Raw genomic sequence first — 15250 nt, 5'->3', positions numbered from 1 at the left:
AGAAGCTGCCCCGACCGCGCACATCGCACGGTCGGGGCAGCTTCTCGTCTGCTTGGGTGGTCTCAGACGTCGTCTTCGGCGGCGGTTCCGCCTTCGTCTTCCCAGCGTTCGATGGCGCGAACCTTGGCGCGATTGAACTTCAAGCGGACGCCGTAGCCGCCTTGTGATTCATCGTGGACGAACTTGGCTCCGAATTCTTCGAGGGCTTCGCGAATGCGGTGCTCCTGGAGTTCGGTGAGGTCATCGCGTCCCTTTTCGAAGTCTCTGAGTTCGGACTTCTTCACATCAGCTTTGGACGCAACGTCCTTCACGGACACGCGAACCAGGGCGCGGGCGGCACGAGCCAACGGCCCGTCGAAGATCTGTTCATTGCTCATGAGCAATACCTTGCCAGAAGATTCCGGAACCTGCCAGATTCCACCTCTTCTGCACTGACTTCAACGTTGGCTGCGCTGATCGTCACCGCTGTCATGCGCCCCGCTGTGAGTTCTTCCGATGCTGTGCGGCCAACCGGACCGGAGCGTCGGGAGCGCCGAATCCGAGGTAGTCACCTCGGCGTTCGATCATCTCGAAGAACACGGAACCGATCGTCGACGTGTAGAAGTGCGGGAACTCACCGTGTTCGTCCCAATCGTAGAGGACGTGGTTCTCCTGCAGCCGCTGCAGGAATTCCAGGTCGAGATCGAACCGGGAGTCGAGGTCCTCATAGTAGTTCTGGGGCACAGGGAGGAAGTCGAGTCCGCGGGAGAGCGCAGTCGCGGCGGCCTGGAAGATGTCCTCGCAGGCCACGGCCACGTGCTCCGGGTAGGCCTCGACGACCGAGCCGATTCCACGACCCGCGACGGCTTCGGCATTCGGCTGCGGTGAGACGTTGAGCGGCATCCGAACCGAACCGTCGGTGCTCGACATGACCTGCGACCTGACCAGGCCTGATGGGCTCGGCACGTCCTGTGAGGACTGGGCGTGAAGCGCCAGCAGCGAGGTGTAGAACAGGACAGCCTCGTCGTAGTGGTTCGACGGCTGGGCCAGGTTCACATGGTCGATGTGGGAGACCTGTTCGTCGTGATCGTGCCCGAACTCCTTGATCCACGCCGGCGTCGCCGCGTCGAACTGGTGGAAGAAGACCTCGGAGCCGTCGGGGGCGAAGACTCCGCGCAGCACCTCGTCGTCGTGCGCCTGATCGCGCGGCACTTCCTCAGCGTGCAGGAGCGCGGCGCGGTCCATGGCCGACTGAGAGTCGGTGACTTCGAATCCGATTCCGCGCAGGAACGTGCCGTTCACCGGCGCCGAGGTGGTGCCCGCTTCCTCGGTCACCTCGCTGACGATGATCCGGGCCTGCCCCCGCAGCCACAGCTGCACGTGGGGTTTGCTGCGGTGGTAGCCGATGAACTGGAACCCGAGCTGGTGCATCTGGCGAGTCAGGGTGCCGAGGTCGTCGGTGCTCAGCTCGACATAGTTGATGCCCCGCGGCTCCTCCACCTCTGGCAGGGGCTGCAGATCCAGTGCCGATCCCGGGCCGGCAGATCCAGCAGACTGCTGAGACTCAGCCGCCTTCCCGGGTGTATCGGCGATGCTGGCCTCGAGCCAGCGCAGGGAGCGCAGGCCGTCGACGGCGGTGCGGTTGGTGTCGCTCTGGCGGAACGAGTCGTTGAAGACCTCAAGCGACACTGGTCCGGCGTAGCCCGTGGCCGCGATCCTGGTCAGGAAGTCGCTGAGATCCCAGGCGCCCTCGCCGGGGAAGACCCGGTGGTGGCGGGACCAGCTGAGGACATCCATGGTCAGTGCGGGTGCATCGGCGAGCTGGAGGAAGAAGATCTTCTCGCCTGGGATCTCCGCGATGCGGCTCAGATCTGTGTTGCGCGAGAGGATGTGGAAGCTGTCGAGGCAGGTGCCGATCCGTGGGTGGTCGGCGGCCTTCACCAGATCCCAGGCATGGTCGTATTCGGAGACGAACCGACCCCACGCCAGGGCCTCATAGGCGACGTTGACCCCGTAGGAGTCAGCAAGATCGCCGAGGCGACGCAGCTGTTCGACGACCACGCCGTCATCGGAGATGGTGGCTGTCCCGACGTTCGAACACAGCAGAATGGTGTCGATCCCGAGTCGAGCCATGAGCTGGAATTTCGTCTCCGCACGCTTCAGGTTCTTCTGAAACTGTGCTTCCTCGACGCCCTCGAGATCCCGGAAGGGCTGATACAGATCGAGGCTGATGCCCAGCTCGCCAGCCAGCTTCGCGATGGCCTCAGGGGAGTCGGGGGAGACGACGAGGTCCTGTTCGAAGATCTCGACTCCGTCGAAGCCGGCCCGTGCTGCGGCCCGAAGCTTCTCCTCCAGGGTTCCTGACAGGCACACTGTTGCTATCGACGTTCGCATGGACGTCCTTCCTTACTTCTCGTCACGGGCAATTCTTCGTCACCGGCATGCTCCTCAGCGTGAGCGTGCCTCGTGCACTGTGTCGATCTCTTCGAGGCTGAGCGCCTTGGTCTCCTTCGCCGTCATGGCGGCTAGCGCCGTGAAGACACAGACACCGGCGGTGAACCCGGCGACCGAGATCCAATTCTCTCCCGAGGCACCGGCAACGGCCGAAGCCAGCACCGGAGCGAGTCCGCCGGAGACGGCGAAGCCGATCTGCGTGCCCAGGGCCAGCCCGGTGACGCGCACCGTGGTGGGGAACATCTCCGCGTAGAACGAGGGCCAGATCGAGTTGGCCATCGAATAGGCGCAACCGGACATGATCGCACCGCAGATGAAGATGAGGGTCCAGTTTCCGCTCGAGACCGCTGCCAGGTAGGGGAACATCATCAGTCCGGCACCCAGGGCTCCGGTGATGAAGACGGGCTTGCGGCCGATGCGGTCGGAGAGGATCGCGGCCAGAGGGATGGCGAACAGAGCCACGCCGTTGGCGATGACCGACACCAGCAGCATGGTCGATCGTTCGAGGCCGACGATCGAGGTGGCGAACGACAGCGACCAGACGGTGAAGACCATGTTCACGGTGTTGACCATGGCGCACGAGGCAACACGTAGGACTGCGGCCTTGTGCCAGCGGAAGACGGCCAGCAGCGGAGGATTCTGATTGCGGGCCTCCTTGAACGCAGGTGGCTCGTCGAGGCCCCGGCGAATCAGCCAAGCGGTGAGCACCACAAGTGCCGAGAGCCAGAAGGGTACGCGCCAGCCCCAGCTGAATAGCGCCTCCTCTGGGAGGAATGCAGTGAAGGGGATGAAGACCGCGGTGGCCAGGAGGGTGCCGAACTGCGTGCCGTGCAGCGTCCAGCTCGTCGTCCAGGCGCGCTTAGTCTCCTGGGAGTGTTCGAGGGAGACGCTGATCGCGCTCGCCTGTTCACCGGCAGCGGAGAGTCCCTGGATCACGCGACACAGCACCAGAAGTGCCGGCGCGAGGTATCCGACCTGGTCGAAGGTGGGCAGGCAGCCGACGACGAAGGTCGAGAACCCCATGAGGAACAGGGTGAGCATGAGGACGAACTTCCGTCCGTAGCGATCGCCCAGGGGTCCCATGATCAGCGCGCCCAGCGGACGAACCACATATGCGACGCCGACTGTGCCCATCGCCAGAAGGATGGCCATGCCCGGAGCGGTTGTGTCCGGGAAGAACAGGAAATTGAGCACCAGTGCCGCGGCGGTTCCGTAGACCGCGAAGTCGTAGTACTCGAGAGCCGAACCCGTCCAGCTCGACAGCGCCGCCCGGAACGGGGTCTTGGCGGGACGAGCGTCTTCGGTCGCGTTGATCATGCTTCCTCGCATCTCTCTATTGCCATAATATGGAAGTCGTTGTTACAGTGTGGTTTACAGTGCGATCGAGATGACATAGTCTGTCAACGTTCAGTTCACGTAAACGAGCCACGTTCAGTTCACTCAGTCGAACCAAGCAGTCGAAGCAAGGAGGCGAAGAATGCCGGCAAAGGGATCCAACTCCGTGACCAAGGCCTTCGATATGCTCGAGCTCCTCGGCGATCACGCGGAGGGCATCAGTGCCGCCAGGGCCGCGGAGCTCACCGGCCATCCCTTCAGCACCGCCTATAGGCTGCTCGGCGGCCTCGTCGAATCCGGATACGCCGACTACGATCCCTCCACCAAGGCCTACACCCTGGGACTGGAAGTCTTCCGTCTCGGGCAGAAGGTGGCTCATCGTCGTGGTTTCGCCGGATCCTCCAAGGACCTGCTCCAGGCGCTGACGGCGTCCACGGGGGAGTCAAGCATCCTTTCCGTCCGTCGTGGCAATGCTGCGCTCACGGTGATCACGGTCGACGGTCCGCAGTTTCGGACCACGACGGATCCCGGTGACGACTCTCCGCTGCACACCTCGGCGCTGGGGCAGGCGCTGCTCGCCCACGACCCGAACAGCGATGACACGATCGGCAAGCTCGAATTGGAGCCGCGGACCCCGAACTCCATCACCGATCCCGCACAGCTGCGAACCAAGCTCGAACAGATCCGCACCACCGGCTGGGCGGGACAGTCCGAGGAAAACGACATCGGCATGAACGCCCTGGCAGTCCCCGTCTTCGACCTCGACGGACGGCTGCTGGCCGCCCTCGCATTGGCCGCACCGGTGTTCCGCCGAACCCTTGACGAACTCATCGAATTCGTTCCCCAGCTGACCGAGACGGCGGCCGCGATCGCCGCCAGATTGCCCAGGTGACCATGCAGACCGTTATCGTCCTCAACGGACCCAACCTCAACCTCCTCGGCGTCCGCGAACCCGAAATCTATGGCCACACCACACTGGCCGACATCGAGGACATGTGCACCGCAAGCGCCGCCGAGGCTGGACTGAGCGTCCGTTGCATCCAGAGCAACCACGAGGGCGACCTCATCGATGCCGTGCACGAGGCCCGAGAGACCACAGTGGGTGCCATCATCAACGCCGGCGCCTATACGCACACGTCTCTGGCACTCCACGATGCGCTCAAATCCTATGACCATCCGATCATCGAAGTGCACCTGAGCAACCCGCATGCCCGCGAATCATTCCGTCACCACTCCTACCTCTCACCCGTTGCCGCAGCGGTGATCGCCGGTGCCGGAGCCAAGGGGTATGTGCACGCGATGGAAATCCTGGCCGACAAGCTCGACACCTGAAACACCGCACGCACCACGTGAACACGCACCACACGAAAGTGAGACTATGACCCGGTCACTGCTCCTGGGACTCATCGGCGAAGGCATTTCCGCCTCCCGCACCCCGCGCATGCACGAGAACGAAGGCATCGCGCACGATCTGACCACGATCTACCGCACGATCGACATCGCCGAGGAGCGACTGACCTCTGTGCCGTTGGCTGAGCTGCTGACATCGGCCGTGCACCTCGGCTTCGACGGCCTCAACATCACCCACCCCTTCAAGCAGCAGGTCATCGAGCTACTCGACGAGGTCGACCCCGGCGCTCGCCGCATCGGCTCGGTCAACACGGTCGTCATCGACGAAGCCGGGCGCACGACGGGTCACAACACCGATGTCACCGGGTTTGCGCGAGGTTTCGAAGCCGGGCTCGAGGGTGCGGCACGGGACCGCGTGGTGCAGATCGGTGCCGGCGGAGCGGGCCGTGCCGTCGCCTTCGCCCTGTCTGAGTCGGGTGTCAAGGACCTCGTCATCGCCGACATCAGCGCCGAGCGGGCACAGGACCTGGCCGCCGAGATCGGGGACGACGTCCGCGCAATCTCGATGTCGGAGCTGGAACCGGCCATCACCTCGGCGGACGGAATCGTCAACGCCACCCCGGTCGGAATGGCGGCCTTTCCGGGGACGCCCTTCGACACGGACCTGCTGGATTCGCAGACCTGGGTCGCCGACGTCGTGTACTTCCCACTCGAAACGCAGCTGCTCAGGGAGGCCAAGGCCAAAGGGTGCCGGACCCTCGACGGTTCAGGGATGGCCGTCAATCAGGCAATCGACGCCTTCGAACTCTTCAGCGGACGCAAGGCCGATCCGACTCGAATGCGCGAGACCTTCCTGTCCTTCGGAGCCTGAGCTCACCGACGTGTGAAGTGGGAGCTCACTGAGCGTTCTTCTGCTTCCGGTACTCCCGGATATAGGTGATGACGAAGATGCCGACGATGATCGCCAAGGTCAGCCACAGCGCGTACTTGTCGACGACCTTGAGGATATCGACGGCGGCTTCGCCCAGCTGATAGCCCAAGGTCGTCCAGATGAGAGTGAAGATCAGGCAGCCCAGGAGGTCGGCGATGAGGAACAGCGATAACCGCATCCGTGTCCAGCCGGCGACGAGGTAGACGAGAGTTCCCGGTACTCCCGGGCAGCGCGAGACGATGGTCATGAGGAAGAGCGCCCAGTTCGGGATCCGCTTGAGGGATTCGATGCGTTTGATCTGTCGCTCGTTTTGGGCGAAGAGCCGTAGAATTCCGTCGCCCCAGCGTCGGCCGGCCAACCAGAAGGCCCAGTCGAGTTTCGCCATTCCGATGAATCCGGCAACGATGACGAGCCACAGCGGAATCTCACCGACGCGGGCGTAGGCACCTGCGGCAACGACAGCGGTCTTGGCGCCGTTGATGAATTCCTGCAGGACCGGGGCGTTGACCAGCATCCAAGGACGCAGCGGCATGAGTCCCAGGTAGACGAGTGGGACGCCGATGATGAGGAAGAGCAGCACCTTGTCCAGACGCGCGGCCTTACCCTTCCACGGTTTGATCGCGGCCCAGGGGCTCTCGTCGGAGGAGTCAGTGCTCTCTTTGGGGGCCTCGGTCGGGCCGTCGTGATGAGAGTCACTGCTTTCGGATTCCTCGAACCGGGCCTCGTCATCGGGCAGACGGTTCTCACTCATCAGGGGCTCCTGCCTGGGGCTGTGCGGTCGGCGCTCACGGTATCACAGGGACTCCGACGATCCCTGGCAGTGCGCGGTTGACCTGGTCTAAGAAGACTCTCATCGCGGATCGCTCGACAAACCTTCCGGCCTTGGGCAGTGTTGAGAGCGTGGAAGGACGATCGAAGATTCTGGGCGGCGTGATCGCTGGTCTGGTTGTCGTGCTCGCTTTGGTTGCAGTCATCATCGTCAGGACCTCTGCTCAGCCGGAGCCACCAGATCTCACCCCGGTCGAAGTCACCCCAGAGACCTCGGCGCCCGCGAGCGCCGATGGATCCGAATCCGCAGGTGCGACCGAATCGGCCGACGCAACCGAGTCAGCAGACGGCTCTGCCGATCAGCCCACCGACTCGAGTCAGTCCTCGAATTCTTCCGACGACTCGTCCGGGCCCGAGGAACTCGAACATTCCTATGAGCCGGTGCCCAACCCGCCGCGCGAAGTGCCCGCTGCCTCCGCCAACTCCGACGGCGGCGGCTCCGGCGGCGATGACGACGACGATGATGACGGCGACGACGACGGCGACGACGGCGACGACGATGATGATGGCGATGATGACGACGACTGAGCGTCGCATCAGGATGACCGTTCAGAACCGACTGACGATCGCGGTCGCCATTCTCTCCGTACTCGCACTCACCGTTGTCGGACTCGTCCTCTATACCGTCGAAGCGAACAACGTCGAGGGGCGGAACTCTGCCTCCATGACTCAGGAGATCGCAGAGATGCGCTCCTTCGCCCAGAACGGTGTCGATCCCGAAACAGGGGAGCGCTTCACCTCCGTCGATCAGATCCTCACCCAGTTCCTCGCCCAGAATCGGCCGGACGAGGACGAAACCCTCTTCGCCTTCCTCACCGATGGTCGCGTCCTCTACCAAGGAGACCCGAACTCCGCGGTGAATCGTTCCCAGGAGTTCGAGGAGGCCGTGGCCGGAGTGTCCGCTGACGGCGGGGAGATCAAACTGACGATCGACGGCGATGAATACGAGGGCTACGTACTGCCGATCACTTCCGGGCCCGGTGGAAACGCGCCCGCTGGGAATGCATCCGCTGGCGACTCGGCTGGCGGAACCAACTCGGGTACTGCCAACGGCCCGGGGTCGTTCGTCGTCGTCCACAACGTCACCGCCAGCCACACCGATCTCACACACGTCATGCAGATCTACATCATCGTCGCACTGGCCGCCGCACTGCTCATCTCGGGAATCTCGTTGGTGCTGGCCAGGAAGCTTCTGGCCCCGGTCACCGAGTTGCGACAGACCGCACAGTCGATCTCCGGCGGCGATCTCAGCAGCCGAATCACCACACGAGGCCATGACGACATCGCCGAGCTCGGACGCACATTCAACGACATGCTCGACCGCCTCGAAGCCTCCTTCGAAACACAGCGGCGCTTCCTCGACGACGTCGGCCATGAGCTCCGCACACCCCTGACCATCCTCAGCGGCCATCTTGAGACCATGGACTCCAGCGACGTCGATGACGTCGATGAGACCCGGACGATGCTGCTCGACGAAACCGATCGGATGGCCCGACTCGTCGAGGAGCTGCTGATTCTGGCGCGATCTCGGCGCCCCGACTTCGTCCGACCGGAACAGGTCGACGTACCGTCCCTGCTCAACGAGTCCCTGGCCAAGGCCAAAGGGCTGGGGCAGCGTGATTGGCGGATCGAGACTCCACCGGCAATCGTCCTCACCGGTGATCGACAGCGGCTGACGCAGGCTCTGCTTCAGTTGGCCTCAAACGCCGTCGAACACACCGAGGAGGACCAGTCGATCACCTTCGGCGCCCGCGTAGTCGATGACAACGTCCACATCTGGGTCCGCGATGAAGGAAGCGGAGTCCCGGATGAGATCGCTGCCGACGTCTTCGAACGATTCAGTCGAGGGTCGACAGAAGGACACGGCTTCGGACTCGGACTGTCCATCATCAGGGCCATCGCCGAGGCGCACGGAGGCACCGTAGTCCTCGACCACGTCTCCAGGGGCGCCCAGTTCCGAATGATCCTGCCGAAAGGACCGCAGTGAACAGAATTCTCGTTGTCGAAGATGAGGCGCGGATCTCCGCCTTCATCGCCAAAGGGCTCAAAGCCGCAGGCTTCGTCACGGAGATCGCCGCCGATGGGATCACCGGCCGTGATCTGGCGCTGACAGGAGACTTCGACCTGCTCGTCCTCGACATCGGCCTGCCGGGCCTCGACGGATTCAGCGTGCTCAGCCAGCTGCGCAAAGACAGACCCGATCTTCCGGTCCTCGTTCTCACCGCACGCGACAACGCCGATGACACGATCTTCGCGCTCGAGTCCGGTGCGGCGGACTACATGATCAAACCGTTCAGATTCGGCGAGCTGCTGGCCCGCATCAGACTGCGGCTCAAAGAGACCGCCACCGAAGCACCGCAGACGGAACTCGTCCGCGGCGACGTGCGCATCGACCTGCTCAAGCGCCAGGTCTGGGTGGCAGACAAGATCATCGACCTCTCCGCCCGGGAGCTGTCCTTGGCAGAGATCCTGCTGCAGAACCGCGGCAATGTGCTCTCACGAGAACAGCTGCTGTCCCACGTGTGGGGATTCGACTTCGATCCCGGCTCCAACGTCGTCGATGTCTACGTGGGGTATCTGCGCAAGAAGCTCGGCAGCGACTTCGTCACCACGGTGCGAGGATTCGGCTACCGCGTCGACTGAGTTCGATGTCGACCGAATTCGACCCTAAGAGTCTTCTCATCTGAATCTTAATTCCACCTTAATTGCGCGCGACAAGATGAGAACTATGAATTCCACTTTGAGAATCGCACTGTTCTCCCACGACTCGCTGGGCCTGGGGCACATCCGCCGCAACCGTGCACTGGCCTTCGCCATGGCCAAGTCACTTCCCGCACTGACCGGTCGACGAGTGAGCGGACTGCTGATCGCAGGCAATCCCGAAGCCACCCGCTTCGACCTGCCGGCAGGGTGGGACTGGGTGATTCTTCCAGGTGTGACTCCTGCAGCCGGTGGATACCAGCCGCGGGCGCTCGCCTCGTCGATGGAGGGACTCAGCTCGCTTCGGAAGGCCGCCATCAAGGCGATCCTCGACCAGCAGGACCCGGAGCTCTTCATCGTTGACCGGCACCCCTTCGGCATCGACGGCGAACTCAGAGAAGCACTTCGCCACGTTCGTGCCCGTGGATGCCGGACGGTCCTCGGCCTGCGCGAGGTCCTCGACTCACCCAAGGTGATCGAGCGGGAATGGAATCGCGTGGGCGGCCCCGGTGCTGTTGCGGACTCCTTCGACGCGGTCTGGATCTACGGCGATCCTGACGTCTACGACCCTCGCACGACCGGCGAGGTGCCGACGGAACTCGCCCGCATCGCCGAATGCACCGGGTACCTGGCCATGGAACGCCCCGATGACCGGGCCACAACCACGCCGGGAAGGTTCGTGCTCACCTGTCTGGGCGGCGGCTCCGACGGCGCCGAACTCGCCTCGATCGCCGTGCGCTCACAGCCACCGGCAGGGTACAACCACCTGGTCGTGACCGGCCCGCAGATGGACTTCGCAGACTTCGAAGCACTCAAACGCACCGCAGCGAAAGAGACGACGGTCATTCGACACAGCGATGACATTCCCGGTCTCATCGCCTCGGCCAGCGCCGTTGTCTGCATGGGCGGCTACAACACTCTGAGCGAGGTGATGGCGACTGCGACCCCAGCTCTCGTCGTCCCCCGCAACAGCCATCGCGCGGAACAGCCTCGGCGGGCAGAAGCGCTCGCTGCCGTCGGAGCCGTCGACACCTGCGCCTTCTCCGAGGTGAGCGTCGCCGCGCTCAACGACTGGTTCGGAGATCGGGTGGGCCACTCGATCGACCGTTCGAATGTCGACCTCGCCGGGCTCCAGACCATCGCACATCTCGCAGCCGAACTCATCGGCACAGACGCCGAGACAATCGGCACAGACTCAGCTGCAGCAAGCCGTGGCAGCATCACTTCGATCAAGGAGATTCGCTATGCAGGCTGATCACACTCCCACCAAGCCTTCCGTCCGCCGGGCCTACGTGCTGAAGATGTATCCCCGGTTCTCTGAGACCTTCATCGTCTCCGAAATCCTCGCCAGGGAAGCCGCCGGTGAAGAGCTCGTCATCTTCTCCCTCCGTCCCACGACCGACACCCGCTTCCACCCGGAGCTGGCCAGGGTCAAGGCGCCCGTCATCCACGTCGAACGGCCCTCGAGCGCCCGTAGCTACTGGCAGACCTGGCAGGACAGCCTGCAGGATCCGAAGATCGCCTCCGGTCTGCAGACCCACCTCGGCGACCTTGCCGAACTCGGCCACGACGATGCCGTCCAGGCAGTGGCCGTGGCCCGCTTGGCACTCGAACACGAGGTCACCCACCTCCACGCCCACTTCGCCTCGGTGGCGACGACCGTGGCCAGAGCCGCCTCAGCCCTGACCGCTATTCCGTACTCGTTCACCACACATGCGAAGGACATCTTCCATGAGAGCGTCGAACTCGAGGATCTGAGCCGGAAGGTCGCAGGCGCCGACCACGTCATCGCCATCAGCGACTACAACCACAGCTATCTGCACCGCATCCTGGGACCCGAACTCAGCGAACGGATCGTCGTCGTGCGCAACGGTCTCGAACTTGAGCGTTTCCCCTACCGTCCCACCATCGCCGAGCAGCCAAGTGGCGCGGAGCAGGCGATTCCCTCGCTGCTGGCAGTCGGTCGCCTCGTCGAGAAGAAGGGCTTCGGGCATCTGCTCACTGCACTTGCGCGGCTGCGCGATCGCGGCCTGCCCTGCCACCTCGACCTCGTCGGCACAGGTCCGCTCGAGGACGAGCTGCGTGAGCTCATCGACACTCTGCATCTCACCGAGCTCGTCGACATGCACGGTGCTCTGACCCAGTCCGAGGTCCGCGAGATGTTCGTCAGCCACGACCTCCTCGTCGCCCCCTTCGTCATCGGCACCGACGGCAACGCCGATGGCCTGCCGACCGTGCTGCTCGAAGGCATGGCCACTGGAATTCCCTGTGTGGCCGGCAATGTCACGGCGGTGCCCGAGGTCATCATCGATGGTGAGACCGGCTGGCTCGTCGACGACGGGAGCGATCCCGAACAGATCACCACCGCCATCGCCGAGGTGGTCCGCCGTCTGCGAGAAGCCCCGGATTCCGTGCGAGAGATCACCGACGCCGCGAGAGATCTGGTGTGCCGGCTGCACGACTCGGCGGCCCAGGCCCGCGAACTGTCCGGACTGGTCGACCAGGCCGGCCGCGCCCTACCGAACGCCGGCCGCGCCGCACCAAACGCTGATCAGGCCGCGTCGAACACCGACCAAGCCGCACCGAATGCTGACCGCGAACTGGAGTACGTGTCATGAGAATCGCCTACATTCTGCTCGACCCGGGCATCGGAGTCTTCGGCACCAAGGGCGCGAGCGTCCACGTGCAGGAAGTCGTCCGCACCTTCAGGAGCCTCGGCCACGAGGTCAGCATCTTCTGCACCCGCACCGATGACGACATCCCAGCCGACCTCGCCGACGTCGACATCACCCGGCTCGAGGTGCCACGCGGACTGGACCGAAGCCAACGCGAGATCGCCCTCATGCGCCTGTCCGACATGCTCGCCGATATGGTCGTCGACACCGTTTCCGATCCGGATGCGGGAGCCGACCAGGGCTTTGACCTCGTCTATGAACGGTATTCGCTGTTCTCCACGGCCGGAGCCGAAATCAGCAGCCGCCTCGGCGCGCCATTGGTCCTTGAGGTCAACGCACCGCTGCTCGCTGAGCAGAAGCAGCATCGTGGGCTCGTCCACGACGAGCACGCGGCTCGGACCACGGCCCACAGCTTCGTCGGAGCCGAGCGGATCGTCTGCGTCAGTGATGCGGTCGCCGGCTGGGTGAACCGGGACTACCCGGGTCTGAGCGATGTCTCGGTCGTCCCCAACGGTGTGAACACGGACCGGATCACCCCCACCGCGACCGCCCGGGACGCATCAGGCAGCCGTGCGGTGCGGATCGGATTCGTGGGAACCCTCAAACCCTGGCACGGCACTGATCGACTGATCGAGGCCTGCGCGGGGCTGCAGGGAAACTTCCATCTCGACATCCTCGGGCATGGGCCGGAATCGGAGGCTCTGCAACAGCAGGCGAAGGCCCGTCGCCTCGGCGGTCGCGTGACCTTCCACGGTGCGCTGGCCCCCGAAGAGATCCCGGCGCACCTGCGCACCTTCGATATCGCCGTGGCCCCGTACCCGGCGGGGGAGAACTACTTCTCACCGCTGAAGATCTACGAGTACCTCGCCGCAGGGCTGCCCATCGTCGCTTCAGCCGTGGGATCGATTCCCGCAGTTCTCGAAGGCACAGATGCCGCGACACTGGTGCCCGCCGATGACACCGGTGCCCTGAGTGCTGCCCTGCAGAACCTCATCGACGACGCCGAAGTGCGTCATCGTATGGGTGCTGCCGCCCGATCCGAAGCCCTGGCCCATCATTCGTGGACCAGCCGGTGCCAGGAGATCCTGGAACCGTTCGTCATGGAGCCGGTATGAGTCAGACCCCGCAACCAGAGCAGAAGTCGCAGCAGGCTTCGCAGTCGAAGAAGTCCCGGACGAAGATCTCGCCCGGGGCACTGAAGCGAACCCTGCGAATCCTCACCCCGCACCTGGGCCAGCACAAGTGGCTCATCCTCGGCGGACTGGCCGCACTGTTCTGCGACGTCATCTTCCGCATCCTCGAACCCTGGCCGCTCAAGATCGCCATTGATGCGGTGACCTCTGCCCTGGGCGCAGAGATCGGGCCGACCATCGGCGTCGGATCCAACGTCGGGATGACCCTGGCCGCCGCCGCGATCGGTCTGGCGGTCATCGTGGCGGGCAGGGCCGTGGCGAACTATGCCTCGACCATCTGCTTCGCACTCGTCGGCGCCCGGGTTGCGACCCAGCTGCGCTCACGGGTCTTCGAACATGTGCAGGCCCTGTCGCTGAAGTACCACTCGCGGGCCTCGATCGGAGACACCTCTCAGCGCCTCGTCGGCGATATCGGACGCCTCCAGGAAGTGGCGGTGACGGCCGGTCTTCCGCTGGTGGGCAACGTCATCACCCTGGCCGTCCTCCTCGTCGTCATGGTCATCCTCGACCCGATCCTCAGCGCCATCGTGCTCATCACGGCCGCGATCTACGGGGTGCTCTCGAAGATCGCGACCCCGAAGATCACGACGGCTTCGCGTTCGACCCGTAAGGGCGAAGGCAGGCTCGTCGGCTCCGCTGCTGAGGCCCTCGGCGCCATCCGCGTCGTCCAGGCCTACGGTCTCGAAGGCACAGTGGCACGCGAATTCGCCAACGGCAACGAACGCGCACTCAAGGCGGGAGTGCGGGCACGTCGCCTCGCCGCCGGCCTCGAGCGCTCGACCGATGTGCTCGTCGGCATCTCCCAGGCTCTCGTGCTCATCTTCGGCAGCTATCAGGTGCTGCGTGGGGCCATGTCCCCGGGCGATCTGGTGCTGTTCCTCATGTACCTCAAGATCGCGATGAAGCCGCTGCGCGATATGGCCAAATACACCGGCCGGATCGCCCGCGCCACCGCATCGGGGGAGCGGATCGCGGACCTCCTCGACGAACCGATCGAGATTGCCGACGCCCCCGGTGCGCTCACCATGGGACCCGTTGCCGGTGATGTCGTCTTCGACCGCATCACCTCGACCGATGGTCATGGAAACCCGTTGTTCGATGATCTCGATCTGCTCATTCCCGCGGGTCAGAAGGTCGGAATCCTCGGCGCCTCAGGGGCCGGGAAATCCACACTGATGAGCTACCTGCTGAGGCTCTCGCAGCCGGAATCGGGATCGATCTTCATCGACGGCTACGACACCCACAACGTCACCAGAGCCTCCCTGCGGTCGAGCATGTCCGTGCTTCTGCAGGAATCGGTGCTGTTCGCCGCGACCGTGCGGGAGAACATCCGCTACGGTCGCTTGGATGCCACCGACGCCGAGGTGGAGGCCGCGGCCCGTGCCGCCTCAGCCGATGATTTCATCCAAGGACTGCCCGACGGTTACGACACCGTGTTGGGCAACCGCGGCGACACCCTCTCCGGTGGGCAGCGCCAGCGCCTGGCCATCGCCAGGGCATTGGTGCGCGACGCCCCCGTCGTCGTCTTCGACGAAGCGACCTCGGGCCTCGACCCGGCGACCCGGGGACAGGTCACAGACTCGGTCTCCATGCTGACCGAAGGGCGCACCAGCATCGTCATCACTCACGATCTGGCCATGATCCGCGGCCTCGACCGGGTGCTGTGGCTCGAAGACGGACAGATCGTCGAAGACGGATCGCCGAGCGAGCTGGCGGGCAATCCCGGCACACGCGTCGCCGAGTGGATGCGCACACAGGCCGAAGATTCCCAGATGGGAAATATTCCTCAGGAGGTAAGGGCGTGA

General features: G+C 64.1%; 14 protein-coding genes. 10 read left to right on the top strand and 4 right to left on the bottom strand.

The window, feature by feature from the left end; all coding sequences use genetic code 11:
* Positions 1-62 precede the first annotated feature (62 nt).
* From CXR25_RS16315 to CXR25_RS16305, 3 genes are all read right to left on the bottom strand, one after another.
* A complete protein-coding gene (locus CXR25_RS16315) occupies positions 63-377 on the bottom strand; it encodes a hypothetical protein (protein ID WP_009882526.1) in 315 nt (104 codons plus the stop codon).
* Between the two features lie 91 nt (positions 378-468).
* Complete coding sequence (locus CXR25_RS16310) at positions 469-2373, bottom strand: bifunctional sugar phosphate isomerase/epimerase/4-hydroxyphenylpyruvate dioxygenase family protein (protein ID WP_125240795.1); 1905 nt, start codon at positions 2371-2373, stop codon at positions 469-471.
* A gap of 54 nt (positions 2374-2427) precedes the next feature.
* Entirely contained in the window at positions 2428-3750 is a 1323-nt protein-coding gene (locus CXR25_RS16305) for an MFS transporter (RefSeq protein WP_096146299.1), read from the bottom strand.
* A 160-nt stretch (positions 3751-3910) separates the two neighbouring features.
* On the opposite strand from CXR25_RS16305, the gene CXR25_RS16300 reads away from it, so the two are divergent.
* Genes CXR25_RS16300 through CXR25_RS16290 form a run of 3 tightly spaced genes read left to right on the top strand, consistent with a single transcriptional unit; the run spans position 3911 to position 5989 of the window.
* Positions 3911-4660: an IclR family transcriptional regulator gene (locus tag CXR25_RS16300; protein ID WP_009882523.1), complete on the top strand. Its 750-nt coding sequence runs from the start codon at positions 3911-3913 to the stop codon at positions 4658-4660.
* Between the two features lie 2 nt (positions 4661-4662).
* Complete coding sequence (gene aroQ, locus CXR25_RS16295; protein WP_125240929.1) at positions 4663-5100, top strand: type II 3-dehydroquinate dehydratase; 438 nt, start codon at positions 4663-4665, stop codon at positions 5098-5100.
* Between the two features lie 46 nt (positions 5101-5146).
* A complete protein-coding gene (locus CXR25_RS16290; protein WP_009882521.1) occupies positions 5147-5989 on the top strand; it encodes a shikimate dehydrogenase in 843 nt (280 codons plus the stop codon).
* Positions 5990-6014: 25 nt separating this feature from the next.
* Here the strand turns inward: CXR25_RS16290 and CXR25_RS16285 are convergent, their stop codons facing one another.
* Positions 6015-6800: a DedA family protein gene (locus CXR25_RS16285; protein ID WP_009882520.1), complete on the bottom strand. Its 786-nt coding sequence runs from the start codon at positions 6798-6800 to the stop codon at positions 6015-6017.
* A gap of 149 nt (positions 6801-6949) precedes the next feature.
* Between CXR25_RS16285 and CXR25_RS16280 the strand changes: the two genes are divergently transcribed.
* The 7 genes from CXR25_RS16280 to CXR25_RS16250 all read left to right on the top strand — a co-directional run bounded on the left by CXR25_RS16280 (position 6950) and on the right by CXR25_RS16250 (position 15250).
* Positions 6950-7405: a hypothetical protein gene (locus CXR25_RS16280; RefSeq protein ID WP_029416821.1), complete on the top strand. Its 456-nt coding sequence runs from the start codon at positions 6950-6952 to the stop codon at positions 7403-7405.
* Entirely contained in the window at positions 7338-8864 is a 1527-nt protein-coding gene (locus tag CXR25_RS16275) for a sensor histidine kinase (protein ID WP_226825619.1), read from the top strand. The genes CXR25_RS16280 and CXR25_RS16275 overlap by 68 nt, the downstream gene beginning before the upstream one ends.
* Complete coding sequence (locus CXR25_RS16270) at positions 8861-9520, top strand: response regulator transcription factor (RefSeq protein ID WP_009882516.1); 660 nt, start codon at positions 8861-8863, stop codon at positions 9518-9520. The genes CXR25_RS16275 and CXR25_RS16270 overlap by 4 nt, the downstream gene beginning before the upstream one ends.
* An 85-nt stretch (positions 9521-9605) precedes the next feature.
* Positions 9606-10832: a glycosyltransferase family protein gene (locus CXR25_RS16265; protein WP_096162034.1), complete on the top strand. Its 1227-nt coding sequence runs from the start codon at positions 9606-9608 to the stop codon at positions 10830-10832.
* The gene (locus tag CXR25_RS16260; RefSeq protein WP_125240794.1) at positions 10822-12195 is read left to right on the top strand and encodes a glycosyltransferase; all 1374 of its coding nucleotides are present in this window, start codon (positions 10822-10824) and stop codon (positions 12193-12195) included. Before CXR25_RS16265 ends, CXR25_RS16260 begins: the two co-directional genes overlap by 11 nt.
* Positions 12192-13367, top strand: a complete 1176-nt coding sequence (locus CXR25_RS16255; protein ID WP_069600933.1) for a glycosyltransferase family 4 protein — start codon at positions 12192-12194, stop codon at positions 13365-13367. Before CXR25_RS16260 ends, CXR25_RS16255 begins: the two co-directional genes overlap by 4 nt.
* Complete coding sequence (locus CXR25_RS16250) at positions 13364-15250, top strand: ABC transporter ATP-binding protein (RefSeq protein ID WP_125240793.1); 1887 nt, start codon at positions 13364-13366, stop codon at positions 15248-15250. Before CXR25_RS16255 ends, CXR25_RS16250 begins: the two co-directional genes overlap by 4 nt.

It is taken from the genome of Brevibacterium aurantiacum, assembly GCF_003932995.1.
In the GTDB taxonomy this organism is placed as follows: Bacteria; Actinomycetota; Actinomycetes; order Actinomycetales; family Brevibacteriaceae; genus Brevibacterium; species Brevibacterium aurantiacum.
This window is presented reverse-complemented; position numbering and strand designations above follow the sequence as displayed.

What these genes read in the sequence shown, in the direction of transcription:
- CXR25_RS16315 (WP_009882526.1), bottom strand. Translation starts at nt 377, where the DNA reads ATGAGCAATGAACAGATCTTCGACGGGCCGTTGGCTCGTGCCGCCCGC.
- CXR25_RS16310 (WP_125240795.1), bottom strand. Translation starts at nt 2,373, where the DNA reads ATGCGAACGTCGATAGCAACAGTGTGCCTGTCAGGAACCCTGGAGGAG.
- CXR25_RS16305 (WP_096146299.1), bottom strand. Translation starts at nt 3,750, where the DNA reads ATGATCAACGCGACCGAAGACGCTCGTCCCGCCAAGACCCCGTTCCGG.
- CXR25_RS16300 (WP_009882523.1), top strand. Translation starts at nt 3,911, where the DNA reads ATGCCGGCAAAGGGATCCAACTCCGTGACCAAGGCCTTCGATATGCTC.
- aroQ (WP_125240929.1), top strand. Translation starts at nt 4,663, where the DNA reads ATGCAGACCGTTATCGTCCTCAACGGACCCAACCTCAACCTCCTCGGC.
- CXR25_RS16290 (WP_009882521.1), top strand. Translation starts at nt 5,147, where the DNA reads ATGACCCGGTCACTGCTCCTGGGACTCATCGGCGAAGGCATTTCCGCC.
- CXR25_RS16285 (WP_009882520.1), bottom strand. Translation starts at nt 6,800, where the DNA reads ATGAGTGAGAACCGTCTGCCCGATGACGAGGCCCGGTTCGAGGAATCC.
- CXR25_RS16275 (WP_226825619.1), top strand. Translation starts at nt 7,338, where the DNA reads ATGATGACGGCGACGACGACGGCGACGACGGCGACGACGATGATGATG.
- CXR25_RS16265 (WP_096162034.1), top strand. Translation starts at nt 9,606, where the DNA reads ATGAATTCCACTTTGAGAATCGCACTGTTCTCCCACGACTCGCTGGGC.
- CXR25_RS16260 (WP_125240794.1), top strand. Translation starts at nt 10,822, where the DNA reads ATGCAGGCTGATCACACTCCCACCAAGCCTTCCGTCCGCCGGGCCTAC.
- CXR25_RS16255 (WP_069600933.1), top strand. Translation starts at nt 12,192, where the DNA reads ATGAGAATCGCCTACATTCTGCTCGACCCGGGCATCGGAGTCTTCGGC.
- CXR25_RS16250 (WP_125240793.1), top strand. Translation starts at nt 13,364, where the DNA reads ATGAGTCAGACCCCGCAACCAGAGCAGAAGTCGCAGCAGGCTTCGCAG.